Below are 26407 nucleotides of genomic sequence, written 5' to 3' on the forward strand. Positions count from 1 at the left end.
ACCGTCAAGGCAGGCCCCGGCTTGTAACCGAGGCCAAGCACTTTAGTTACCGCTGGAGTTCAACGCCTCGGTCAGAGCTGCTTCGACCTCATCGGCGCTCACGCGAACGGGCTTGTCGGCTTCACGCTTGCGCTTACGCTCGCTGTGATACTGCAGGCCCGTACCAGCTGGAATCAGGCGACCCACGACCACGTTTTCCTTGAGACCGCGCAGATAATCGCGCTTGCCAGTAACGGCAGCCTCGGTCAGAACACGCGTTGTTTCTTGGAACGACGCCGCAGAAATGAACGACTCGGTCGACAACGATGCCTTGGTGATACCCAGCAGAACGCGGACGTACTTGGAGACGAACTTGTCGTCGTCGCTCAAACGCTCGTTTTCTTCCAATACCTGGGTCAGCTCCATCTGGTCACCCTTGATGAAGCTGGAATCGCCCGACTCACTGATCTCAACCTTGCGCAGCATTTGCCGCAGGATGGTCTCGATGTGCTTGTCGTTGATCTTCACACCTTGCAGACGGTACACGTCCTGAATTTCATTGACGATGTACTTGGCCAGCGCACTGACACCCAAGAGACGAAGGATGTCATGCGGGTTGCTCGGGCCATCAGAGATGACCTCGCCCTTGTTCACCTGCTCGCCTTCGAAGACGTTGAGGTGACGCCACTTCGGAATCAGTTCCTCGTACGGATCGCTGCCGTCTGTAGGCGTGATCACCAGGCGGCGCTTGCCCTTGGTTTCCTTGCCGAAGGAAATCGTACCGCTGATTTCCGCCAGGATGGACGGCTCCTTCGGACGACGTGCTTCGAACAAGTCAGCAACGCGCGGCAGACCACCGGTGATATCGCGGGTCTTCGAAGTTTCCTGCGGGATACGTGCGATGACGTCACCCACGTTGATCTCGGCACCGTCAGCCACACCCACCAGGGCGTTAGCCGGCAGGAAGTACTGAGCAGGCACGTCGGTACCCGGCAGCAGCAGTTCCTTACCATTGGCGTCGACCATCTTGATCGCTGGGCGAATGTCTTTGCCCGATGCCGGACGGTCCTTCGGATCCATCACTTCGATGTTGGTCAGACCGGTCAACTCGTCGGTCTGGCGCTTGATGGTGATGTTCTCTTCCATGCCGACGAAGGTCACGACACCCTTCATCTCGGTGACGATCGGGTGAGTGTGCGGGTCCCACTTGGCGACCACAGCACCCGCATCGACCTTGTCGCCTTCCTTGACGGAAATCACCGCGCCGTACGGCAGCTTGTAGCGCTCGCGCTCACGACCGAAGTCGTCGGCCACCGCCAGCTCACCGGAGCGGGATACCGCCACCAGCGCACCATCGGCACGTTCAACGTGTTTCAGGTTATGCAGACGAATGGTGCCGCCGTTCTTCACCATGACGTTGTCGACAGCAGAAGTACGGCTGGCCGCACCACCGATGTGGAACGTACGCATGGTCAGCTGAGTACCCGGCTCACCGATGGACTGCGCAGCGATAACGCCCACTGCCTCACCGATGTTCACCTGATGCCCACGGGCCAGGTCGCGGCCGTAGCACTTGGCGCAGATACCGTAGCGGGTTTCGCAGGAAATCGGCGAACGCACGACCACTTCGTCGATGCTGTTCAGCTCGATGAAGTCGACCCACTGCTCGTCGACCAACGTACCAGCCGGTACCAGTACATCATCGGTGCCCGGCTTGAGCACGTCACGCGCGATCACGCGGCCAAGTACGCGCTCACCCAGCGGTTCGACGACGTCACCGCCTTCAATGTGCGGGGTCATGAACAGGCCCTGCTCGGTACCGCAATCCACTTCGGTAACGACCAGATCCTGCGCGACATCGACCAGACGACGGGTCAGGTAACCAGAGTTCGCGGTTTTCAGGGCGGTATCCGCCAGACCTTTACGCGCACCGTGAGTGGAGATGAAGTACTGGAGTACGTTCAGACCTTCACGGAAATTCGCGGTAATCGGCGTTTCGATGATCGAGCCGTCCGGCTTGGCCATCAGACCACGCATACCGGCGAGCTGACGAATCTGCGCAGCGGAACCCCGCGCGCCCGAGTCGGCCATCATGTACATCGAGTTGAACGAGTCCTGCTCGGCTTCGTTACCATCACGATCAATGACCTTCTCCTTGGAGAGGTTGGCCATCATCGCCTTGGAGACTTCATCGTTGGCCTTGGACCAAAGGTCGATCACCTTGTTGTACTTCTCGCCCTGGGTTACCAGGCCGGAAGCGTACTGGCTTTCGATCTCCTTAACTTCCTCGGTTGCCGCATCGATGATGCGTGCCTTCTCATCCGGAATGACGAAGTCATTCACGCCGATGGAAACACCGGAGATAGTCGAGTAGGCGAAACCGGTGTACATCAGCTGGTCGGCGAAGATCACAGTGTCCTTCAGGCCAACAGTGCGGTAGCACAGGTTGATCAGCTTGGAGATTGCTTTCTTCTTCATCGGCTGGTTGACCACGTCGAACGACAGGCCGGCCGGCACGATCTGGAACAGCAGCGCGCGACCCACAGTGGTGTCGACGATACGGGTGTTCTTGGTGATGCTGCCGTCACGATCCTTGATGGTTTCGTTGATGCGCACCTTCACCCGGGCGTGCAGCGACGCTTCGCCGGCGCGGAAGACACGGTCGACTTCCTGCAGATCCGCGAAGACCCGGCCTTCCCCCTTCGCGTTGATGGCTTCACGGGTCATGTAGTACAGACCCAAAACCACGTCCTGCGACGGAACGATGATCGGCTCGCCGTTCGCTGGCGAAAGGATGTTGTTGGTCGACATCATCAGCGCGCGCGCTTCCAGCTGGGCTTCCAGGGTCAGCGGTACGTGCACGGCCATCTGGTCACCGTCGAAGTCGGCGTTGTACGCGGCGCAGACCAGCGGGTGCAGCTGAATCGCCTTGCCTTCGATCAGCACCGGCTCAAACGCCTGGATACCCAGACGGTGCAGGGTCGGTGCGCGGTTGAGCAGCACAGGGTGTTCGCGAATGACTTCGGCGAGAACGTCCCAGACCTCGGGCAGCTCGCGCTCTACCATCTTCTTGGCCGCCTTGATGGTGGTGGCCATGCCGCGCATTTCGAGCTTGCCGAAAATAAACGGCTTGAATAGCTCGAGAGCCATCTTCTTCGGCAGACCGCACTGATGCAGACGCAGAGTCGGGCCCACGGTGATCACGGAACGACCGGAGTAGTCCACGCGCTTACCGAGCAGGTTCTGACGGAAGCGACCCTGCTTACCCTTGATCATGTCAGCCAGGGACTTCAGCGGACGCTTGTTCGAGCCGGTGATGGCTCGACCGCGCCGGCCGTTATCCAGCAACGCATCGACGGCTTCCTGCAGCATGCGCTTCTCGTTGCGCACGATGATGTCCGGCGCCGACAGGTCGAGCAGACGCTTCAAACGGTTGTTACGGTTGATCACGCGGCGATACAGATCGTTGAGATCCGAAGTCGCGAAACGACCGCCATCCAGCGGAACCAACGGACGCAGATCCGGCGGCAGTACTGGCAGCACGGTGAGGATCATCCACTCCGGCAGGTTGCCCGAGCCGTGGAACGCTTCCATCAGCTTCAGACGCTTGGAGAGCTTCTTGATCTTGGTTTCGGAGTTGGTCTGCGGGATTTCCTCGCGCAGGCGACCGATTTCGTGCTCCAGGTCGATCTGGATCAACAGCTCGCGCACAGCCTCGGCACCCATGCGGGCATCGAAGTCGTCACCGAACTCTTCCAGCGCTTCGAAGTACTGCTCGTCATTAAGCAGCTGACCCTTTTCCAGGGTAGTCATGCCCGGATCGATAACGACATAGCTTTCGAAATAGAGCACGCGCTCGATGTCGCGCAGAGTCATGTCCAGCAGCAGACCGATACGGGACGGCAGCGACTTCAGGAACCAGATGTGGGCGACCGGCGAAGCCAGCTCGATGTGCGCCATGCGCTCGCGGCGTACCTTGGCCAGTGCGACTTCCACACCACACTTCTCGCAGATGACACCGCGGTGCTTGAGGCGCTTGTACTTACCGCACAGGCACTCGTAGTCCTTTACCGGACCAAAGATCTTGGCGCAGAACAGACCGTCGCGCTCCGGCTTGAACGTACGGTAGTTGATGGTTTCCGGCTTCTTTACTTCACCGAAGGACCAGGAACGGATCATCTCGGGCGAAGCCAGGGCAATCTTGATGGCATCGAACTCTTCGATTTGACCCTGGTTTTTCAACAGATTCAGCAAGTCTTTCAAGGCCTTTCCTCCTCACGGACCTGCGACACCCGGCCAGTGCCGGGCGCCGCGCAGGCGGTGCGTGGTTATTCGGTTTCCAGATCGATATCGATACCGAGCGAGCGGATCTCTTTGATCAACACGTTGAAGGACTCCGGCATGCCGGCCTCCATACGGTGATCGCCGTCCACGATGTTCTTGTACATCTTGGTCCGCCCGTTCACGTCGTCCGACTTGACCGTGAGCATTTCCTGCAGGGTGTACGCGGCGCCATAGGCTTCCAGCGCCCAAACCTCCATCTCCCCGAAACGCTGACCACCGAACTGGGCTTTACCACCCAGCGGCTGCTGAGTAACAAGGCTGTAAGAACCGGTGGAACGCGCGTGCATCTTGTCGTCGACCAGGTGGTTCAGCTTGAGCATGTACATGTAGCCGACCGTGGTGGTGCGCTCGAATTTGTTGCCGGTACGACCGTCGAACAGCTGCATCTGACCGCTTTCTGGCAGATCAGCCAGCTTCAGCATGGCCTTGATCTCGCGCTCCTTGGCTCCGTCAAATACCGGAGTAGCCATCGGAACGCCCTTGCGCAGGTTGTTGGCCAAGTCCAGCACTTCCTGATCGCTCAGGTCGTCCAGATTTTCCTGACGGCCGCCGATCTCGTTGTAGATCTCGTGCAGGAACTTGCGCAGCTCGGCGACCTTGCGCTGCTCTTCGAGCATCAGATTGATCTTCTCGCCCAGGCCCTTGGCGGCGAGGCCCAGGTGGGTTTCGAGGATCTGACCGACGTTCATACGCGACGGTACGCCAAGCGGGTTGAGCACGATATCGACCGGTGTGCCGTTGGCGTCATGCGGCATGTCTTCGACCGGCATGATCACCGAGACGACACCCTTGTTACCGTGACGACCAGCCATCTTGTCGCCCGGCTGGATGCGACGCTTGATCGCCAGGTAGACCTTGACGATCTTCAGTACGCCCGGCGCCAGGTCGTCGCCCTGCTGCAGCTTGCGCTTCTTGTCTTCGAACTTGTCGTCGAGCAGCTGACGGCGATCGGAGATGTAGGCCTGAGCCTTTTCCAATTGCTCGTTCAGCGCATCTTCGGCCATGCGCAGCTTGAACCACTGCCCATGCTCCAACCCGTCAAGGATCTCGTCAGTGATGACAGCACCTTTCTTGAGGCCGGCACCGCCCTCGGCAGTCGCGCCAACCAGAGCCGAGCGCAGGCGTTCGAAGGTAGCGCCTTCGACGATACGGAACTCCTCGTTGAGGTCCTTGCGGATCTCGTCGAGTTGCATCTTCTCGATAGCCAGCGCACGGGAGTCGCGCTCGACACCGTCGCGGATGAAGACCTGCACGTCGATAACGGTACCTTTGGTGCCAGTCGGCACACGCAGGGAGGTGTCCTTCACATCGGACGCCTTCTCACCGAAGATCGCGCGCAGGAGCTTCTCTTCCGGAGTCAGCTGGGTTTCGCCTTTCGGAGTCACCTTGCCGACCAGGATATCGCCCGGGCCGACTTCGGCACCAACGTAGACAATACCCGCCTCGTCCAGCTTGTTCAGCGCAGCTTCGCCCACGTTCGGGATGTCCGCGGTGATTTCCTCTGGACCGAGCTTGGTGTCACGCGACACACAGGTCAGTTCCTGGATATGGATAGTGGTGAAACGATCTTCCTGAACCACACGCTCCGAGAGGAGGATGGAGTCTTCGAAGTTGTAGCCGTTCCAAGGCATGAACGCGACGCGCATGTTCTGCCCGAGCGCCAGCTCCCCCATATCAGTGGAAGGGCCGTCAGCCATGATGTCGCCACGCTCCACCACGTCACCCTTGCGAACCAGCGGACGCTGGTTGATGCAGGTGTTCTGGTTGGAACGGGTGTACTTGGTCAGGTTGTAGATGTCGACACCAGCTTCGCCGGTCTCGACCTCCCCATCATGAACACGTACGACTACACGGCTTGCGTCGACTGAATCGATCACACCGCCACGACGGGCAACCACGCAAACGCCGGAGTCGCGCGCCACGTTGCGCTCCATACCAGTACCGACCAGCGGCTTGTCCGAACGCAGAGTCGGCACCGCCTGACGCTGCATGTTCGAGCCCATCAAAGCGCGGTTGGCGTCGTCGTGCTCGAGGAACGGAATCAGCGAGGCAGCGACGGAAACGACCTGCTTGGGCGACACGTCCATCAGGGTCACGTCTTCCGGAGCCTTGACGGTAAATTCGTTCAAGTGACGTACAGCAACCAGCTCGTCGACCAGCTTGCGACCTTCCAGCTTAGCGCTGGCCTGAGCGATAACATGGTCGGCTTCTTCGATCGCCGAGAGGAACACGATCTCATCAGTGACCTCGCCTTCCTTGACCACGCGGTACGGGCTTTCCAGGAAGCCGTACTGGTTGGTGCGAGCATAGGCAGCCAGTGAGTTGATCAGGCCGATGTTCGGACCTTCAGGAGTCTCGATCGGGCATACGCGACCGTAGTGGGTCGGGTGTACGTCACGCACTTCGAAGCCGGCGCGCTCACGGGTCAGACCACCCGGGCCAAGTGCGGAAACACGGCGCTTGTGGGTGATTTCCGACAGCGGGTTGTTCTGGTCCATGAACTGCGAAAGCTGGCTGGAACCGAAGAATTCCTTGACCGCCGCCGCAACCGGCTTGGCATTGATCAGGTCCTGCGGCATCAGGCCTTCACTTTCGGCCATCGACAGACGCTCCTTGACGGCGCGCTCAACACGGACCAGACCAACGCGGAACTGGTTCTCGGCCATCTCGCCAACGCAACGAACACGACGGTTACCCAGGTGATCGATGTCGTCAACGATGCCCTTGCCGTTACGAATATCGACCAGGGTCTTGAGGACGGCGACGATGTCTTCGCGGCTCAGAACGCCTGAACCCTCGATCTCGGTACGACCGATACGACGGTTGAACTTCATCCGACCCACAGCGGACAGGTCGTAGCGCTCCGAGGCGAAGAACAGATTGTTGAACAACGTCTCGGCTGCATCCTTGGTTGGCGGCTCGCCAGGACGCATCATGCGATAGATCTCGACCAGTGCTTCGAGCTGGTTGGTGGTCGAGTCGATCTTCAGCGTATCGGAAATGAACGGACCGCAGTCGATATCGTTGGTGTACAGGGTCTCGAAACGAACGACCTGAGCCTTGACGATCTTCGCCATGGCATCAACCGTCAGCTCGGTGTTGCACTCCGCGATGATTTCGCCAGTGGCCGGATGCACGATCGCCTTGGCAACGGTGCGCCCCAAGACGTAGTCCATCGGCATCTCAAGCTCTTTGATACCGGACTTATCGAGCTGATTGATGTGACGAGCCGTGATGCGACGCCCCTGCTCGACGATGACCTTGCCGTTCTCATCCTTGATGTCGAACGTGGCGATCTCGCCACGCAGACGCTGCGGCACCAGCTCCAACGCAAGGGTTTCGCCCTTCACATGGAAGATGTTGGTGTCGTAGAAGGCATCGAGAATTTCTTCGGTGCTGTAATTCAAAGCACGCAGAAGTACCGAAGCGGGCAGCTTGCGGCGACGATCGATACGGACGAATACGGCATCCTTCGGATCGAATTCGAAGTCCAGCCAAGAGCCACGGTAAGGAATGATACGAGCAGAATACAAAAGCTTACCGGAGCTGTGAGTCTTGCCACGGTCGTGATCGAAGAACACGCCCGGCGAGCGGTGCAGCTGGGAGACAATAACGCGCTCGGTACCGTTGATGATAAAGGTACCGTTCTCGGTCATCAGGGGGATTTCCCCCATGTAGACTTCCTGCTCCTTGATGTCCTTGATGGCCTTGTTCGACGACTCTTTGTCGAAAATGATCAGACGCACCTTGACGCGCAGCGGAACGGCGAAGGTCACGCCGCGCAGGACACATTCCTTGACATCGAAAGCCGGCTCGCCCAGGCGATAGCCGACGTATTCCAGCGCTGCATTGCCGGAATAGCTGATAATCGGGAAAACGGATTTGAAGGCTGCATGCAAGCCAATGTCGCGGAACTGATCTTTGGTCGCTCCCGCCTGCAGGAATTCGCGGTACGAATCCAGCTGGATGGCCAAAAGATACGGCACGTCCATCACGTGCGGTAACTTGCTAAAGTCCTTGCGGATACGTTTTTTCTCAGTGTATGAGTAAGCCATCAGCGTTCCCCAGCTTGGTCACCTGCTTGTTGGCTTCTCCCGACGGGAGCAGCCAGAAAATCTTGCGAATCCCTTGATTCGCACCACCCTAAAGTGGCTTTCCGAGGAATAGCCAGCAGGGCTGACTTTCCATAACGGAAAAAGGCCGGTGGCAAAAGCCACCAGCCATCAGCCTTTCGCGAGTCGCTCGGGCTGTAGACGCAAAGTCGTCGCTTACTTGAGCTCGACTTTGGCGCCTGCTTCTTCCAGAGTCTTCTTGGCTGCTTCGGCTTCTTCTTTCGAAACGCCTTCCTTGACCACGCCCGGGGCGCCGTCAACGACAGCCTTGGCTTCTTTCAGGCCCAGACCGGTCAGCTCGCGAACAGCCTTGATCACGTTGACCTTCTTTTCGCCAGCTTCAGCCAGAACGATGGTGAACTCGGTTTGCTCTTCGACAGCAGCAGCAGCCGGGCCAGCAGCAGCAACGGTGGCAGCAGCAGCGGTCACGCCGAACTTCTCTTCCATTGCCTTGATCAGTTCAACAACCTGCATCACGGACATTTCGGAAACGGCGTTGATGATATCTTCGTTGGTCAGAGCCATGACTCTAGTTCCTGTATTAGGTGACGGCCTACGGCCATCTAATTCAAAAAGTGATTGCGAAAGAATCTACGCCATTACGCGGCAGCAGCTTCTTTCTGGTCGCGAACGGCCGCCAGTGTACGAGCCAGCTTGCTGGTAGCGCCTTGGATAACGCTCATCAGCTGAGAAATGGCTTCGTCGTAGGTCGGCAGAGTTGCCAATACGTCGATCTGGTTGGCTGCGAGGAACTGCCCCTCGAACGCAGCGGCCTTGATCTCGAACTTGTCCTGACCCTTGGAGAACTCCTTGAAGATACGAGCAGCAGCGCCCGGATGTTCGTTGGAGAACGCAATCAGGGTCGGGCCTTTGAACACGTCGTTGAGCACTTCGAACTGCGTGCCATCAACAGCGCGGCGCAGCAGGGTGTTACGTACAACACGCACGTAAACACCAGCTTCGCGGGCCTCTTTACGGAGTCCGGTCATGGCCCCCACGGTCACGCCACGGGCATCAGCCACGACAGCGGACAGGGCGGCTTTGGCAGCCTCGTTGACTTCAGCGACGATGGCCTTCTTGTCTTCGAGTTTGATTGCCACGGGTTACACTCCTGGATGTTACCGTTTCATCCGGTCGAAACCGGACTGGATTTGGTGTCTGATTCGGTACGAATCGGGAGCACCTCTGCGTAGGCTTGCGGTTTAAGGCTTTCGCCGCCTACGGTCTTGGATAGCCCCCGCCAGGCAGGGACCCCAATCTTTGCAGGCACCCTCGAAGGGGCGCCGTCGCCTTACGCTTCCAGGGAAGCCTGATCGATGACCAGTCCCGGACCCATGGTGGTGCTCAGGGTCACGCGCTTGACGTAAATACCTTTGGAAGTCGACGGCTTCAGACGCTTAAGATCCGAAAGCAGCGCTTCGACGTTCTGCTTCAGCTGGCCAGCCTCGAAACCAACCTTACCCACCGAGGTATGGATGATGCCGTTCTTGTCGGTACGGAAACGTACCTGACCAGCCTTGGCATTCTTGACGGCGGTAGCGACATCTGGAGTTACGGTGCCTACCTTCGGGTTCGGCATCAGACCACGCGGACCAAGAATCTGGCCCAACTGACCAACAACACGCATGGCGTCCGGCGAGGCGATGACCACGTCATAGTTCAGATCGCCACCTTTCATTTCGGCAGCCAGCTCGTCCATACCAACGCGGTCTGCGCCAGCGGCCAGTGCGGCTTCAGCACCGGGACCCTGGGTGAACACGGCAACACGAACGCTCTTGCCAGTACCATTCGGCAGAACGGTTGCGCCACGAACGACCTGGTCGGATTTACGCGGATCAACACCCAGATTGATCGCGATATCGAACGACTCGGCGAACTTAACAGCCGAAACCTCAGCCAACAGCTTTGCGGCATCTTCGAAAGCGTACTGCTTGCCGGCTTCGACTTTCTCGGCGATAGCCTTCTGGCGCTTGGTCAACTTAGCCATTACACACCCTCCACGTTCAGGCCCATGCTGCGAGCGGAACCAGCGATGGTCCGAACAGCAGCCTCCATTTCGGCAGCAGTCAGATCAGCCTGCTTTGTTTTGGCGATCTCTTCCAACTGCGCACGAGTGACGGTGCCGACCTTCTGGGTGTTGGGGCGAGCGGAACCGCTGGTGATACCAGCAGCTTTCTTCAGCAGCACCGCAGCCGGAGTACTCTTGGTTTCAAAGGTGAAGCTACGATCACTGTATACAGTGATGATCACTGGAGTTGGCAGACCGGGCTCCTGGCCCTGGGTCCTGGCATTGAATGCCTTGCAGAACTCCATGATGTTTACGCCGTGCTGACCCAAGGCAGGACCAACGGGCGGCGACGGGTTAGCCTGACCGGCCTTTACCTGAAGCTTGATGTAAGCTTGAATTTTCTTAGCCATAGTTACTCCATTACGGGTTATAGCGCCTTTCGGCTCCCCATTACTGATTTATCCCAGTGACAACAAAACCCCGCAGCCTGAAACTGCGGGGTGAGGGATGCTTCGTTCAGTTAAACCTTCTCGACCTGACTGAACTCCAGCTCTACTGGCGTAGAGCGACCGAAGATCAGAACCGCAACCTGGATCCGACTCTTCTCATAATTAACCTCTTCAACCACACCATTGAAGTCAGCGAAGGGGCCATCCGCCACCCGCACCACCTCACCCGGCTCGAAGAGCGTCTTCGGCTTCGGCTTGTCACTTCCGTCAGCAACGCGACGAAGGATAGCCTCGGCCTCTTTATCGGTAATGGGTGCCGGCTTGTCAGCCGTACCACCAATGAAACCCATTACTCGAGGAGTATCCTTGACGAGGTGCCAAGTACCCTCACTCATTTCCATCTGAACCAGAACGTAACCAGGGAAGAACTTTCGCTCACTCTTGCGCTTCTGCCCGTTACGCATCTCGACCACCTCTTCGGTGGGAACGAGAATCTCGCCGAACTCATCTTCCATGCCGGCAAGCTTGACACGCTCAACAAGAGAGCGCATGACGTGCTTCTCGTAACCCGAGTAAGCATGCACAACATACCAACGCTTAGCCACGAGACACCCTTAACCAACAACCATGGAGACCAACCAACCGAGCAGGGAATCAAGCCCCCACAACAGCAGCGCCATCACCAAAACAACAACAACAACGATCAACGTTGTCTGCGTGGTTTCTTGACGGGTCGGCCAGACGACCTTGCGAATTTCGCCACGCGCTTCTTTCAGCAACACAGCGAACGAACGCCCTTTGGACGTCTGCAAAGCAACAAACGCAGCAACTACGCCTATCGCCAGCACTGCAAGGACACGATAGAGAATCGGCTCAGCGGAGTAGTATTGGTTACCAACCACAGCAACCACCACCAAAGCAGCCACAACAAGCCACTTCACCAGATCGAAGCGCGCGTCATTGGCTTCAGCTTTGATATTCATCTGCTAGAACCTTGTAAAGACTGCCAAATTCGATATTGAAAATGGCAGGCCAGGAGGGAATCGAACCCCCAACCTGCGGTTTTGGAGACCGCCGCTCTGCCAATTGAGCTACTGGCCTAGAAAGAGTCAGGCCGACTATTATGCCGACCCGCTTCAAACAGATCAATCGTTATTCGACGATCTTGGCAACCACGCCGGCACCAACGGTACGACCACCTTCGCGAATTGCGAAGCGCAGGCCGTCTTCCATGGCGATCGGCTTGATCAGGGTGACAACCATTTTCACGTTGTCGCCCGGCATTACCATCTCAACGCCTTCCGGCAGCTCGCACGAACCGGTCACGTCGGTGGTACGGAAGTAGAACTGCGGACGATAGCCCTTGAAGAACGGAGTGTGACGACCACCCTCTTCCTTGGACAGAACGTACACCTCGGCTTCGAACTTGGTGTGCGGCTTGATGGTGCCCGGCTTGGCCAGAACCTGGCCACGCTCGACGTCATCACGCTTGGTACCACGCAGCAGAACGCCGCAGTTCTCACCGGCACGACCTTCGTCGAGCAGCTTGCGGAACATTTCGACACCGGTACAGGTGGTCTTGGTGGTATCACGCAGACCAACGATCTCGATTTCTTCCTGAACCTTGACGATGCCGCGCTCAACACGACCAGTCACAACGGTACCGCGACCGGAAATGGAGAACACGTCTTCGATCGGCATCAGGAACGGCTTATCGATGGCGCGAACCGGCTCAGGGATGTAGGTATCCAGAGTCTCGACCAGCTTCTTGACCGCAGTAGTGCCCAGCTCGTTGTCATCTTCGCCATTCAGCGCCATCAGCGCGGAACCGATGATGATCGGCGTGTCGTCACCCGGGAAATCATAGGTCGACAGCAGATCACGAACTTCCATTTCGACCAGCTCGAGCAGCTCGGCGTCGTCGACCATGTCGGCCTTGTTCAGGAACACGACGATGTACGGAACACCCACCTGACGGGACAGCAGGATGTGCTCGCGAGTCTGCGGCATGGGGCCGTCAGCAGCGGAGCAAACCAGGATCGCACCATCCATCTGGGCTGCACCGGTGATCATGTTCTTCACATAATCAGCGTGACCCGGGCAGTCAACATGCGCGTAGTGACGGACATTGGAGTCGTATTCTACGTGAGCGGTGTTGATGGTGATACCGCGAGCCTTCTCTTCCGGCGCGCTATCGATCTTGTCGAAGTCGACACGAGCGGAGCCGAAAACTTCGGAGCACACGCGAGTCAGAGCGGCAGTCAGAGTGGTCTTGCCATGGTCGACGTGACCAATGGTGCCGACGTTGACGTGCGGTTTGTTACGTTCGAACTTTTCTTTAGCCATCGAGACCGTCTCCCATCGTTGAATTGAGCTAGTCACGCCACCATTAAAACAAAGGCAGATATATACATATCTGCCTTTGGAGTTTGGAGCTCATGAGCGGATTCGAACCGCTGACCTCACCCTTACCAAGGGTGTGCTCTACCAACTGAGCTACATGAGCGAATCGCATTGCGCAACCACCGAAGCTGGAGCGGGTAGCGGGAATCGAACCCGCATCATCAGCTTGGAAGGCTGAGGTTCTACCACTAAACTATACCCGCGAACGCCGAAGCCTACGCTTGAATCTGGTGGAGGGGGAAGGATTCGAACCTTCGAAGTCTATGACGTCAGATTTACAGTCTGATCCCTTTGGCCGCTCGGGAACCCCTCCAAAGTGAGGCGGCATTTTCATCACTTGCCACCCTACTGTCAAGCTTTTCCTCATAAAAATCTTGAGGTTAGCTTTACTGACAGCCGCCTTGCCAAGGAATCTTGGACTCCCCACGGCGAAGCGGGCGCCATTCTATTTAAACTATTGAGAAGATGCAATGCCAGTGCAGGGCATATGGCGAAATTGCAGGGCAGGCATGTCTGCTTTCAAGCTTTCCATGACCCCATCACCCAATTGATCACGACTAGCGGCACTCACCTGCACCCAGTATTTGGAGTGCATTCTCGGCAACTCACGCACCAGCGCCGAATAATCAACCTCGCTTAAGCGCGCCACTACGCCCTCTGCCGAATCCTTTCGGGAGAAGATGCCCAGTGAAATGCCATTAGCCAAGTCACCAACGGTAATGATGTAGCTGTCAATATTACGGCTTTGCAACTCGCGCAATTGCCGCAGGGAAGCCTGCCTGGAAGCGAGCGGCGGCAGATACACCCAATAATCCACGCCGACCTCGGTATCTATCCGTCGTATTTCCGACTGGATATCCAAGCTCAAAAGCCGCTGCTCCAAGGAAAGCGCAGGCGACTCGTCATCGAAGCCACCAAGAAATAGGCAGCCACCGTCGGACGACGCCGGTTGCCCAGCGTCTTTACGGTTCGAAGGAGAGGATTCACTAAGCAGAGTGATGTTGGGTGTCGGCCGATCATAAGCATCAAGAGGCACCACCTCCTTGATGCGCACGGGAGACTGATACTGATGCTGCACCCAGAAGAATACGTTCAACAGCACCAACAGGAAAAATAACCAACGCATGCAGGCTCGACCTTCTATGTGACGCTAGGGACAAGCAATCGCCAGCCCGCGAAAGACCAGATCCGGAACCCGCCTAACCCCGACCATATCGTCGATCAGCGCTGCGTCGCCACCGGTGGAGTAGATTACAAAGTCAGCCCCAAGATAGTCGCTGGCCGCCAGGACTTGCGAAGCAACAAAACTACGCAGCATCAGAAAGCACCCCCGCTCAACCGCCTGGACAGTGCTTCGCCCAGGCGCAGGCTCACCTTGCATCATTGGGATTTCTTCTGCCGTATAGCTGATGCGCCGGGTATGGGTAGTCAACTGCTGCCTAAGAAGAGAAATCCCAGGGCAAATGTAGCCCCCCAGATGGCCGCCCTCTGCATCAACGAAGTCAACCGTGACCGCCGTCCCCAGGTCGATTACCACCATTGCCCGGCGCTCCAACTGGAACGCGCCAACCATGGCCAACCAACGGTCCATCCCTAAACGGTCGTACTCGAGGTACCCGTTCACTACGCCACCAAGCCGAGGCGCTGGTAGAGCGCGCTGTACGTCAATGAACAATGCACTGGAGATGCACGAACACAGCTCTTCAGTCTCGAGATCGCTACGAACGCTAACTAGCCGCGCACGCTCAATCTTTACGCCAGTCAGGCCAGAGAGCGCACTAAGGAGGTCCACGGCCGATACAGAAGCGCCCTGAGCCGCAACATCACCGCTTACTTGCAACACCCGCCATTTGATCAAGCTATTGCCACAGTCGAGCTCGAGAATCATTGATCAAGCCTCAAACTTAGCTCACCACCACTGAAGGACTGCACCCCCCCATCAATCATCATCCTGAGCCCGCCTTGATCATCGACGCCCAAGACCGTGCCCGAGCAATCTTGAGACCCGGTACTCAGCGTGCATTTCAGGCCTTGCCAGACATGGTTAGATTCCCACTCACCCTTCATCGCGGCAAACCCGACCTGGGCATGCCGCTCCAAATTTTGTCTAAGGGTGGCGGCCAATGTCAGCAGCAACTCGTTTCGATCAACCATACCTGCATGCTCTTTAACGGATGTCCAAAGCTGATCTATTCCCGCCGCCTCAATCATATTGACATTGATGCCGATGCCGATAATTACGTGACATACATCCGCCGGGTCGCCAGTCAGCTCAAGCAGAATCCCTGCGATCTTGCGGCCATCAACGTATACGTCGTTAGGCCACTTGAGGCCCGCTTGCGAGATGCCGACTTGATGTAGCACCTGCATTACCGCCAGCCCGACCACCAGACTCATACCAGAAAGCTGACTAGCACCGCCCTGCACCTTTATAGCCAAGCTGCAATAAAGGTTCTGCCCGAAAGGACTCACCCAACTACGACCGCGCCGCCCTCTACCAGCAGACTGAGCCTCTGCAAGAACCAAAAAAGGAGGTGGCACGATCTGCAGGAGCCGCAATGCCTGAGCATTAGTAGAGTCAATCGAGTCGTAAAGATGCAGCGACCACCCAATCTGCTCCAGTTGCGGCGCAAGCGCCTCATGATTGAGCAGCGAAAGAGGTTCCGCCAAGCGGTACCCACGTCCGGGGACTTTATAGAGGTTAAGCACTGCGTCAGCCTGAATACGTTGCAGGTGCTTCCAGACCGCACTGCGACTTATGCCGAGCGCCTCCCCCAGTTCACGCCCCGAATGAAAGCGCCCATCCTGAAGCAACGTTAACAGCCTATACATGCCACCCCCCAAAAGAGGCCGAATGATAGCGACACCAACGACAGGTGCCTATCACAGTCTTTAAATCGCGCAAAAGCAAACCCCCGACCAGCTTACGCGGGTCGGGGGTTTGGGAAAGGAGCTTGACGATGACCTACTCTCACATGGGGAGACCCCACACTACCATCGGCGATGCGTCGTTTCACTACTGAGTTCGGGAAGGGATCAGGTGGTTCCAACGCTCTATGGTCGTCAAGCAATTCAGTTGCTGCCTCGGGGTTTAGCCGCTGCAGCCAATCGGGTATGTGATGAATTGGTATTGCGTGTTCGTGCAGATTTTCGGTCTGTTTGTCGACTTTCCGTCTAACAGCCAAATTGTTTGGGTGTTATATGGTCAAGCCTCACGGGCAATTAGTATTGGTTAGCTCAACGCCTCACAGCGCTTACACACCCAACCTATCAACGTCGTAGTCTTCGACGGCCCTTCAGGGAGCTCAAGGCTCCAGTGAGATCTCATCTTGAGGCAAGTTTCCCGCTTAGATGCTTTCAGCGGTTATCTCTTCCGAACGTAGCTACCCGGCAATGCCACTGGCGTGACAACCGGAACACCAGAGGTTCGTCCACTCCGGTCCTCTCGTACTAGGAGCAGCCCCTCTCAAATCTCAAACGTCCACGGCAGATAGGGACCGAACTGTCTCACGACGTTCTAAACCCAGCTCGCGTACCACTTTAAATGGCGAACAGCCATACCCTTGGGACCGGCTTCAGCCCCAGGATGTGATGAGCCGACATCGAGGTGCCAAACACCGCCGTCGATATGAACTCTTGGGCGGTATCAGCCTGTTATCCCCGGAGTACCTTTTATCCGTTGAGCGATGGCCCTTCCATACAGAACCACCGGATCACTAAGACCTACTTTCGTACCTGCTCGACGTGTCTGTCTCGCAGTCAAGCGCGCTTTTGCCTTTATACTCTACGACCGATTTCCGACCGGTCTGAGCGCACCTTCGTACTCCTCCGTTACTCTTTAGGAGGAGACCGCCCCAGTCAAACTACCCACCATACACTGTCCTCGATCCGGATAACGGACCAGAGTTAGAACCTCAAAGTTGCCAGGGTGGTATTTCAAGGTTGGCTCCACGCGAACTGGCGTCCACGCTTCAAAGCCTCCCACCTATCCTACACAAGCAAATTCAAAGTCCAGTGCAAAGCTATAGTAAAGGTTCACGGGGTCTTTCCGTCTAGCCGCGGATACACTGCATCTTCACAGCGATTTCAATTTCACTGAGTCTCGGGTGGAGACAGCGCCGCCATCGTTACGCCATTCGTGCAGGTCGGAACTTACCCGACAAGGAATTTCGCTACCTTAGGACCGTTATAGTTACGGCCGCCGTTTACCGGGGCTTCGATCAAGAGCTTCGCTTGCGCTAACCCCATCAATTAACCTTCCGGCACCGGGCAGGCGTCACACCCTATACGTCCACTTTCGTGTTTGCAGAGTGCTGTGTTTTTAATAAACAGTCGCAGCGGCCTGGTATCTTCGACCGGCATGGGCTTACGTAGTAAATACTTCACCCTCACCGGCGCACCTTCTCCCGAAGTTACGGTGCCATTTTGCCTAGTTCCTTCACCCGAGTTCTCTCAAGCGCCTTGGTATTCTCTACCCAACCACCTGTGTCGGTTTGGGGTACGGTTCCTAGTTACCTGAAGCTTAGAGGCTTTTCCTGGAAGCATGGCATCAACCACTTCGCTTTCTAAAAGAAAGCTCGTCATCAGCTCTCGGCATTAAGATCCCGGATTTACCTAAGATCTCTGCCTACCACCTTAAACAAGGACAACCAACGCCTTGCTGGCCTAGCCTTCTCCGTCCCCCCATCGCAGTAACTAGAAGTACGGGAATATTAACCCGTTTCCCATCGACTACGCTCTTCAGCCTCGCCTTAGGGACCGACTCACCCTGCGTCGATTAACGTTGCGCAGGAACCCTTGGTCTTTCGGCGTGCGAGTTTTTCACTCGCATTGTCGTTACTCATGTCAGCATTCGCACTTCTGATACCTCCAGCCAGCTTCTCAACTGACCTTCACAGGCTTACAGAACGCTCCTCTACCGCTCAACTTACGTTGAACCCGTAGCTTCGGTACCTGGTTTGAGCCCCGTTACATCTTCCGCGCAGGCCGACTCGACTAGTGAGCTATTACGCTTTCTTTAAAGGGTGGCTGCTTCTAAGCCAACCTCCTAGCTGTCTAAGCCTTCCCACATCGTTTCCCACTTAACCAGGATTTTGGGACCTTAGCTGACGGTCTGGGTTGTTTCCCTTTTCACGACGGACGTTAGCACCCGCCGTGTGTCTCCCGTGCTGACACTTGCTGGTATTCGGAGTTTGCATCGGTTTGGTAAGTCGGGATGACCCCCTAGCCGAAACAGTGCTCTACCCCCAGCAGTGATACACGAGGCGCTACCTAAATAGCTTTCGAGGAGAACCAGCTATCTCCGAGCTTGATTAGCCTTTCACTCCGATCCACAGGTCATCCGCTAACTTTTCAACGGTAGTCGGTTCGGTCCTCCAGTCAGTGTTACCTAACCTTCAACCTGCCCATGGATAGATCGCCCGGTTTCGGGTCTATTCCCAGCGACTAGACGCCCTATTAAGACTCGCTTTCGCTACGCCTCCCCTATTCGGTTAAGCTCGCCACTGAAAATAAGTCGCTGACCCATTATACAAAAGGTACGCAGTCACCTAACAAAGTAGGCTCCCACTGCTTGTACGCATACGGTTTCAGGTTCTATTTCACTCCCCTCTCCGGGGTTCTTTTCGCCTTTCCCTCACGGTACTGGTTCACTATCGGTCAGTCAGTAGTATTTAGCCTTGGAGGATGGTCCCCCCATATTCAGACAAAGTTTCTCGTGCTCCGTCCTACTCGATTTCACTTCTAAGACCTTTTCGCGTACAGGGCTATCACCCACTATGGCCGCACTTTCCAGAGCGTTCCGCTAAAATCAAAGAAGCTTAAGGGCTAATCCCCGTTCGCTCGCCACTACTAAGGGAATCTCGGTTGATTTCTTTTCCTCAGGGTACTTAGATGTTTCAGTTCCCCTGGTTCGCCTCACACACCTATGTATTCAGTGTGTGATAACCATCTTATGATGGCTGGGTTCCCCCATTCAGACATCTCCGGATCAAAGTCTGTTTGCCGACTCCCCGAAGCTTTTCGCAGGCTACCACGTCTTTCATCGCCTCTGACTGCCAAGGCATCCACCGTATGCGCTTCTTCACTTGACCATATAACCCCAAGCAATCTGGTTACTGTCTATAACGTGAAGACGACATTCGCCGAAAATTTGCATAGAGAACACGCAAATTTTACCTTGACTTGAATAATCACCAGTGAAAGTGACCACTCAAATCTACTTCTATCACATACCCAAATTTTTAAAGAACAGTTCTGGCGCAAAGACCAGAAATCAATACCCTCACACATCACAGGATGCGCAAGCAGCACTCATTTCTGAGCTTTCAGCGATTTTCGAGTTAATGGTGGAGCCAAGCGGGATCGAACCGCTGACCTCCTGCGTGCAAAGCAGGCGCTCTCCCAGCTGAGCTATGGCCCCATCTACAGATCGGCCACATCCCATGACAATTGGTGGGTCTGGGCAGATTCGAACTGCCGACCTCACCCTTATCAGGGGTGCGCTCTAACCAACTGAGCTACAGACCCAATCGTCTCTCTCGGGTCGAAACCCAATCGCTTTTCGCTAGTGAATCAAGCAATTCGTGTGGGAGCTTATGAAGAAGCTGAAGTCTTCGATTAAGGAGGTGATCCAGCCGCAGGTTCCCCTACGGCTACCTTGTTACGACTTCACCCCAGTCATGAATCACTCCGTGGTAACCGTCCCCCCGAAGGTTAGACTAGCTACTTCTGGAGCAACCCACTCCCATGGTGTGACGGGCGGTGTGTACAAGGCCCGGGAACGTATTCACCGTGACATTCTGATTCACGATTACTAGCGATTCCGACTTCACGCAGTCGAGTTGCAGACTGCGATCCGGACTACGATCGGTTTTATGGGATTAGCTCCACCTCGCGGCTTGGCAACCCTTTGTACCGACCATTGTAGCACGTGTGTAGCCCAGGCCGTAAGGGCCATGATGACTTGACGTCATCCCCACCTTCCTCCGGTTTGTCACCGGCAGTCTCCTTAGAGTGCCCACCTTAACGTGCTGGTAACTAAGGACAAGGGTTGCGCTCGTTACGGGACTTAACCCAACATCTCACGACACGAGCTGACGACAGCCATGCAGCACCTGTGTCAGAGTTCCCGAAGGCACCAATCCATCTCTGGAAAGTTCTCTGCATGTCAAGGCCTGGTAAGGTTCTTCGCGTTGCTTCGAATTAAACCACATGCTCCACCGCTTGTGCGGGCCCCCGTCAATTCATTTGAGTTTTAACCTTGCGGCCGTACTCCCCAGGCGGTCGACTTAATGCGTTAGCTGCGCCACTAAGATCTCAAGGATCCCAACGGCTAGTCGACATCGTTTACGGCGTGGACTACCAGGGTATCTAATCCTGTTTGCTCCCCACGCTTTCGCACCTCAGTGTCAGTATTAGCCCAGGTGGTCGCCTTCGCCACTGGTGTTCCTTCCTATATCTACGCATTTCACCGCTACACAGGAAATTCCACCACCCTCTGCCATACTCTAGCTTGCCAGTTTTGGATGCAGTTCCCAGGTTGAGCCCGGGGCTTTCACATTCAACTTAACAAACCACCTACGCGCGCTTTACGCCCAGTAATTCCGATTAACGCTTGCACCCTTCGTATTACCGCGGCTGCTGGCACGAAGTTAGCCGGTGCTTATTCTGTCGGTAACGTCAAAACACTAACGTATTAGGTTAATGCCCTTCCTCCCAACTTAAAGTGCTTTACAATCCGAAGACCTTCTTCACACACGCGGCATGGCTGGATCAGGCTTTCGCCCATTGTCCAATATTCCCCACTGCTGCCTCCCGTAGGAGTCTGGACCGTGTCTCAGTTCCAGTGTGACTGATCATCCTCTCAGACCAGTTACGGATCGTCGCCTTGGTGAGCCGTTACCTCACCAACTAGCTAATCCGACCTAGGCTCATCTGATAGCGCAAGGCCCGAAGGTCCCCTGCTTTCTCCCGTAGGACGTATGCGGTATTAGCGTTCCTTTCGAAACGTTGTCCCCCACTATCAGGCAGATTCCTAGGCATTACTCACCCGTCCGCCGCTGAATCAGAGAGCAAGCTCTCTTCATCCGCTCGACTTGCATGTGTTAGGCCTGCCGCCAGCGTTCAATCTGAGCCATGATCAAACTCTTCAGTTCAATACTGCTTGGGTTTTGAGAAAACCCTAAACTTGGCTCAGCAATCGCAAATCTCTTTACAAGTAAAGAGTAACTCTCGAATAAACGAGTGTTGCTTTGTGATGCTGATAATCTATCTGACCATCAGTCTTACATTCACAAGCACCCACACGAATTGCTTGATTCAGTTGTTAAAGAGCGTTTCGATCAAGTCTTTCGTCTCAACCGAGGCCGCGCATTCTACAGCAGCCTTGTTACCTGTCAAGCTGTTTTTGAAGAAGTTTTTCTTTCTTCTCAACCGCTTGCACTTCAGATCAACTTGCGCCTCTCGTCAGCGGGAGGCGAATCATACAGCGTTCAAAACCGCTGTCAACCACCTCTTTCAACCGCTTCCGATCAACCCGACCGAAGCCGCCAACAGGATCCAACCACCACCCTGCCAGCCCGGCGCATTCTACTCGAACCCGCCATCCGTGCAACCCTTTTATTTCGCTAACCTTTTGATTTACAAGAGGTTTTGCCTAAGGACTGCGCCGGAAGTGGTGCGCATTATAGGAGCCTGAAAATCAACGTCAACCGTTTATTTCAGTTTTATCCTGCCTTGAGGGAAATACGCGCGAACGACTTCTTTCCAGCCTGACAAATATGGGTCGCGCCAAGCCTGAATACGAAACCACGATCCACTACCTGCCCGTCAACACGGACACCGCTAGAACCCAGTAAGTCACGCGCGACAGCTGCATTCTTGACCAGCGCCGCCTTATTAAGGACCGACGCAATGGGCATGTCCTGATCAGAGATCAGTTCGATTTCCGGAAGGTCTTCGGGAAGCTCACCCTCCTTCATCCGATTACCCGCAGAACGATGCGCAGCCGCAGCCGCTTCGTCCCCATGGAAACGCGCAACGATCTCCTCGGCCAACTTGATCTTGATATCCCGGGGATTGGATCCCCGCTCGACATCAGCACGAAACTCATCGAGCTCACCCTGCGACCGGAAGCTGAGCAGCTCGAAGTACCGCCACATGAGCGAATCAGGGATCGAGACCAACTTGCTATACATGACGCCTGGTGCTTCTTGGATCCCAACGTAATTGCCAAGGGACTTGGACATCTTCTTCACTCCATCCAGCCCCTCAAGCAACGGCATGGTCACCACGCACTGCGAGGCCTGACCGTACGACCGCTGAAGCTCACGCCCCATAAGCAAGTTGAATTTCTGGTCAGTCCCTCCGAGCTCTATGTCAGCCCTCAACGCAACCGAGTCATACCCCTGGACGAGCGGATAGAGGAACTCATGGATGGCTATCGGCTGGTTCGTGGAGTAGCGCTTACTGAAATCATCACGCTCAAGCATACGAGCGACAGTATATTGAGAAGCTAGACGGATAAAGTCGGCTGGGGTCAGCTTGTCCATCCAGGTTGAATTGAACGCCACCTCGGTCTTTGCGGGATCCAGTATCTTAAAAACCTGGGACTTGTAAGTTTCGGCGTTCTCGAGGACCTGCTCTCTAGTCAACGGGGGCCGTGTGGCGCTTTTGCCACTTGGATCACCAATCATTCCGGTGAAATCCCCTATAAGGAAGATCACCTGATGCCCCAAGTCCTGAAGCTGGCGCATCTTATTAATGAGCACGGTATGCCCGAGATGAAGATCGGGAGCGGTAGGGTCGAATCCCGCTTTGACGCGCAACGGCTCGCCTCGCTCAAGCTTAGTGACCAGCTCCGATTCGACGAGCACCTCATCAGCGCCCCGTTTGATCACCGACAGTTGCTCTTCAACCGACTTCATGGCAAGCCCCGTACCATTATTAAAGGGCGACAACCTTACAAGATCGACGGCCGATTACAAGCAGCGCGCTTGTACCGACCAGCAGCTCAGCAGCCACAAGGGTTGCCTCCGATGCGCTTTGCTTATATTTTAGACAGTTATTTCCCGTGCAAAAATATGCCAGAAGCCCAATGATGCCTTCCAAATCAAAAGCTCCGAACTACCCCAAGAGCCATCTTCTGGCTGCCAGTGGTGTAGCTGCGCTGCTGAGCCTGGCGCTGCTTGTATTCCCATCACGTGAAGTCGAGGCGAAGAAGACCTTCATTGACTTGAAGCTCGAGTCCTCCTCTGGACAAATTGTCGTCGAGCCCGGCGACAGCCAACCAGGCCTGGTCGAGTCTCCCTTCGCTGCAACTGCCGCGCTGGGCACATCATCCGAGGCCAAGAATGCTGAGCTACTGGAAGAAGAGGAGCTCACCCAGGCCCCCGCTCCAGAGTCAGACTCTCTGACGAAGACCGTGGTCGTGGCCAATGGGGATACGCTATCGACAGTATTTTCCAAAGTGGGCCTTTCCCCATCCGTCATGCATGCCGTCCTGTCGAGCAGCAAGGATGCCAAACAGTTTTCCCGCTTGAAGATCGGCCAGTCCCTTGAGTTTCAACTGACTGAGCAAGGCGGGCTAGCCGGCCTACGCAGCAAACTCAACAGCCTGGAAACGCTGGCGCTAGAGAAGACACCTGACGGTTATTCATTCAGAAAAGAACAGATCAAGCCCGAAATCAGCTCCGTATACGCTCGCGGTGAGATTGATAGCAGTCTGTTTCTAGCCGCGAAGCGCGCGGGCCTCAGCCATAACTTGACTATGGATCTGGCCAACGTATTTGGCTACGACATCGACTTTGCACTCGACATTCGCAAAGGCGACAGCTTCGAAGTTATTTATGAAGAGAAGACCGTAGAGGGGCAACGCGTCGGTACCGGCAATATCCTCGCGGCACGCTTTACCAATCGGGGCAAAACCTATTCCGCCGTTCGCTACACCAATAAGGATGGAGCCACCAGCTATTACAATGCTGACGGTACCAGCATGCGCAAAGCATTCATCCGAACGCCGGTAGACTTTGCACGTATCAGCTCTCGCTTTTCCAATGGTCGCAAACATCCGATCCTGAACAAGATCCGAGCGCACAAAGGGGTTGATTATGCAGCCCCGCACGGGACGCCGATCAAAAGCGCCGGTGACGGCAAAGTACTGCTTGCCGGGCGCAAGGGCGGCTATGGCAACACGGTGATCATCCAGCACGGCCAGCGCTACCGCACCCTGTATGCGCACATGCAAGGTTTTGCCAAAGGTGTGCGTAATGGATCCGCTGTAAAGCAAGGTCAGATCATTGGCTACATCGGCACAACCGGCCTTTCCACCGGCCCGCATCTGCATTATGAGTTCCAGGTCGACGGCGTTCATGTCGATCCGCTAGGCCTGAAACTACCGATGGCAGATCCGATCGCTCGCAACGAAAAGCAGCGCTTCATGCAACTGAGCCAGCCTCTGATGGCACGGATGGACGAAGAGAAGGCCACCGTACTAGCCCTCAACCAGCAGTAATCGTGGCTCTTTATCTGGGGGTGATGTCCGGCACCAGTCTTGATGGCCTGGACATCGCGCTCATCGAGCAGACCACCCGCACTCGGCTGATAGCCACCCGCTTCCAGGAAATGCCTGCCAAGCTAAAGCAAGATCTACTCGCCCTGTGCTCGTCTGGGCGGGACGAGCTGAAGCGCGCAGCTATTGCTGAGAACCAGTGGGCTACGCTCGCAGCAGAAACGGTTGATCAGCTGCTCATCGAACAGCAGCTTGCCCCGCAGTCGATACGCGCTATTGGCAGCCACGGTCAAACTATCAGGCATGAACCCCATCTCGGGTTCACGATTCAAATCGGCAACCCCGCTCTATTGGCGGAATTGACCGGCATAACCGTGGTTGGGGACTTTCGCCGACGCGACGTTGCTGCCGGCGGACATGGCGCACCGCTCGTGCCCGCTTTCCACGAATCCATCTTTGGCAATTCCCAGCGAGTCCGCGCGATTCTGAACATCGGGGGATTCAGCAATCTCAGCATTCTGTATCCAGGCAACCCTACCCATGGCTTCGATTGTGGGCCCGGCAACGTCCTGATGGACGCCTGGATTCAACGCCACAAGTGCTTGGCATACGACTGCAACGGCGATTGGGCGACGACCGGCATCATGGATGAGGACTTACTCACCTTGATGCTCAACGAAGATTTTTTCAAAACTCAGGGCCCCAAAAGCACCGGACGCGAGCTTTTCAACCTGGCCTGGCTGGATAGACTTCTCGCCGACCGGAAAGATCTGCAGCCTGCAGATGTCCAGGCGACGCTGCTCGAACTTACTGCGAGGAGCATAGCCGAGTCACTCATCGCCACTCAGCTGAACGTTGAGGAGCTGCTTGTCTGCGGTGGTGGGGCGCATAACGCTGCGCTGATGCGAAGGTTACAGGCGCTGGCCCCGACTTGTGAGGTCAAAAGCACAGACAGCGAGGGGGTGCCGGCAGACTGGGTGGAGGCGATGGCATTTGCATGGCTGGCCCACTGCTGCCTGGAAGGCATCCCGGCAAATCGTCCCGCGGTCACTGGCGCACGGGGCTCTCGAATCCTTGGCGCAATCTATCCCGTTTGATGCCAGAAACGGAAACGCCGTGCAGTGCACGGCGCTTCGAGGCCACAGACATCAGATAGAAAACGACTGACCGCAACCACAGGTAGTCGTAGCGTTTGGATTCTTGATCACGAAACGAGAGCCTTCCAGCCCTTCCTGGTAGTCCACTTCTGCACCAGCCAGGTACTGGTAGCTCATGGGGTCGACCACGAGACTTACGCCCTCTCGCTCAATGAGCGTATCGTCGTCGGCCACATCTTCATCGAAAGTAAAGCCGTACTGGAAACCCGAGCAGCCGCCTCCAGTGACGAAGACCCGCAGCTTCAAGCGCGGATTGCCTTCCTCATCGACCAAGCTCTTCACCTTGCTTGCCGCCCCCTGACTGAACTGGATGGCGGTGGGCGTGAAGGATTCGACACTCATTGGTTTCTCCTGGCGTGAAACGCCCTACTGCATTGACGGTGCATTATCGGCTTTCCTGACAAAACCGGTCAACTATTCGACCAGCTTCAGCGCCCCGATGTGAA

Annotated in this window: 16 protein-coding genes, 6 tRNA genes and 3 rRNA genes; 2 read left to right on the forward strand and 23 right to left on the reverse strand. The window is 56.0% G+C overall.

Annotation, left to right across the window (positions count from 1 at the left end):
* Positions 1 to 42: 42 nt before the first annotated feature.
* The 22 genes from rpoC to tyrS all read right to left on the reverse strand — a co-directional run bounded on the left by rpoC (position 43) and on the right by tyrS (position 23221).
* On the reverse strand, positions 43 to 4242 hold the full coding sequence (gene rpoC, locus LW136_RS18815; RefSeq protein ID WP_014821635.1) for a DNA-directed RNA polymerase subunit beta': 4200 nt from the start codon (positions 4240 to 4242) through the stop codon (positions 43 to 45).
* A 65-nt stretch (positions 4243 to 4307) separates the two neighbouring features.
* Complete coding sequence (rpoB, locus tag LW136_RS18820) at positions 4308 to 8378, reverse strand: DNA-directed RNA polymerase subunit beta (RefSeq protein ID WP_014821636.1); 4071 nt, start codon at positions 8376 to 8378, stop codon at positions 4308 to 4310.
* Between the two features lie 213 nt (positions 8379 to 8591).
* Complete coding sequence (gene rplL, locus LW136_RS18825; RefSeq protein ID WP_003293014.1) at positions 8592 to 8960, reverse strand: 50S ribosomal protein L7/L12; 369 nt, start codon at positions 8958 to 8960, stop codon at positions 8592 to 8594.
* Positions 8961 to 9034: 74 nt separating this feature from the next.
* Positions 9035 to 9535: a 50S ribosomal protein L10 gene (gene rplJ, locus LW136_RS18830; protein ID WP_003280824.1), complete on the reverse strand. Its 501-nt coding sequence runs from the start codon at positions 9533 to 9535 to the stop codon at positions 9035 to 9037.
* 191 nt (positions 9536 to 9726) lie between these two features.
* Positions 9727 to 10422, reverse strand: a complete 696-nt coding sequence (gene rplA, locus LW136_RS18835) for a 50S ribosomal protein L1 (protein WP_023445635.1) — start codon at positions 10420 to 10422, stop codon at positions 9727 to 9729.
* Positions 10422 to 10853, reverse strand: a complete 432-nt coding sequence (gene rplK, locus LW136_RS18840) for a 50S ribosomal protein L11 (RefSeq protein ID WP_003280820.1) — start codon at positions 10851 to 10853, stop codon at positions 10422 to 10424. Before rplK ends, rplA begins: the two co-directional genes overlap by 1 nt.
* A gap of 110 nt (positions 10854 to 10963) precedes the next feature.
* Positions 10964 to 11497, reverse strand: a complete 534-nt coding sequence (gene nusG, locus LW136_RS18845; RefSeq protein ID WP_014821638.1) for a transcription termination/antitermination protein NusG — start codon at positions 11495 to 11497, stop codon at positions 10964 to 10966.
* A 9-nt stretch (positions 11498 to 11506) separates the two neighbouring features.
* Complete coding sequence (gene secE / locus LW136_RS18850) at positions 11507 to 11875, reverse strand: preprotein translocase subunit SecE (protein WP_014821639.1); 369 nt, start codon at positions 11873 to 11875, stop codon at positions 11507 to 11509.
* 42 nt (positions 11876 to 11917) lie between these two features.
* Positions 11918 to 11993, reverse strand: a tRNA-Trp gene (locus LW136_RS18855).
* A 51-nt stretch (positions 11994 to 12044) separates the two neighbouring features.
* A complete protein-coding gene (tuf, locus tag LW136_RS18860; RefSeq protein ID WP_014821633.1) occupies positions 12045 to 13238 on the reverse strand; it encodes an elongation factor Tu in 1194 nt (397 codons plus the stop codon).
* 84 nt (positions 13239 to 13322) lie between these two features.
* Positions 13323 to 13398: transfer RNA gene (locus tag LW136_RS18865), tRNA-Thr, on the reverse strand.
* Positions 13399 to 13424: 26 nt separating this feature from the next.
* A tRNA-Gly gene (locus LW136_RS18870) sits at positions 13425 to 13498 on the reverse strand.
* A gap of 25 nt (positions 13499 to 13523) precedes the next feature.
* Positions 13524 to 13608 (reverse strand) — tRNA-Tyr (locus tag LW136_RS18875).
* A 141-nt stretch (positions 13609 to 13749) separates the two neighbouring features.
* On the reverse strand, positions 13750 to 14421 hold the full coding sequence (locus tag LW136_RS18880) for an SPOR domain-containing protein (protein ID WP_234173559.1): 672 nt from the start codon (positions 14419 to 14421) through the stop codon (positions 13750 to 13752).
* A 24-nt stretch (positions 14422 to 14445) separates the two neighbouring features.
* The gene (locus LW136_RS18885; protein WP_234173562.1) at positions 14446 to 15183 is read right to left on the reverse strand and encodes a type III pantothenate kinase; all 738 of its coding nucleotides are present in this window, start codon (positions 15181 to 15183) and stop codon (positions 14446 to 14448) included.
* A complete protein-coding gene (gene birA / locus LW136_RS18890; protein ID WP_234173564.1) occupies positions 15180 to 16127 on the reverse strand; it encodes a bifunctional biotin--[acetyl-CoA-carboxylase] ligase/biotin operon repressor BirA in 948 nt (315 codons plus the stop codon). The genes LW136_RS18885 and birA overlap by 4 nt, the downstream gene beginning before the upstream one ends.
* A gap of 120 nt (positions 16128 to 16247) precedes the next feature.
* Positions 16248 to 16363 (reverse strand): 5S ribosomal RNA (rrf, locus tag LW136_RS18895).
* Between the two features lie 133 nt (positions 16364 to 16496).
* Positions 16497 to 19387 (reverse strand): 23S ribosomal RNA (locus tag LW136_RS18900).
* Positions 19388 to 19640: 253 nt separating this feature from the next.
* Positions 19641 to 19716 (reverse strand) — tRNA-Ala (locus tag LW136_RS18905).
* Positions 19717 to 19746: 30 nt separating this feature from the next.
* Positions 19747 to 19823: transfer RNA gene (locus LW136_RS18910), tRNA-Ile, on the reverse strand.
* Positions 19824 to 19914: 91 nt separating this feature from the next.
* Positions 19915 to 21451: ribosomal RNA gene (locus tag LW136_RS18915) — 16S ribosomal RNA — on the reverse strand.
* Together the 16S, 23S and 5S rRNA genes with 2 tRNA genes alongside form the textbook arrangement of a ribosomal RNA operon.
* Before the next feature lie 570 nt (positions 21452 to 22021).
* Positions 22022 to 23221 carry a tyrosine--tRNA ligase gene (tyrS, locus tag LW136_RS18920; RefSeq protein WP_234173566.1) on the reverse strand — a complete coding sequence of 400 codons (1200 nt, stop codon included), beginning with the start codon at positions 23219 to 23221 and terminating at the stop codon, positions 22022 to 22024.
* Positions 23222 to 23391: 170 nt separating this feature from the next.
* Between tyrS and LW136_RS18925 the strand changes: the two genes are divergently transcribed.
* Both LW136_RS18925 and LW136_RS18930 read left to right on the forward strand, forming a co-directional pair.
* Entirely contained in the window at positions 23392 to 24807 is a 1416-nt protein-coding gene (locus LW136_RS18925) for a peptidoglycan DD-metalloendopeptidase family protein (protein ID WP_101275974.1), read from the forward strand.
* 2 nt (positions 24808 to 24809) lie between these two features.
* Positions 24810 to 25901 (forward strand): anhydro-N-acetylmuramic acid kinase, encoded by a 1092-nt coding sequence (locus LW136_RS18930; RefSeq protein WP_234173569.1) that lies wholly within the window; start codon positions 24810 to 24812, stop codon positions 25899 to 25901.
* 51 nt (positions 25902 to 25952) lie between these two features.
* Here LW136_RS18930 and erpA read toward each other — a convergent pair whose 3' ends face one another.
* Positions 25953 to 26303 (reverse strand): iron-sulfur cluster insertion protein ErpA, encoded by a 351-nt coding sequence (gene erpA, locus LW136_RS18935; RefSeq protein ID WP_014821647.1) that lies wholly within the window; start codon positions 26301 to 26303, stop codon positions 25953 to 25955.
* Positions 26304 to 26407 lie beyond the last annotated feature (104 nt).

The organism is Stutzerimonas kunmingensis (assembly GCF_021432085.1).
Taxonomy (GTDB): domain Bacteria; phylum Pseudomonadota; class Gammaproteobacteria; order Pseudomonadales; family Pseudomonadaceae; genus Stutzerimonas.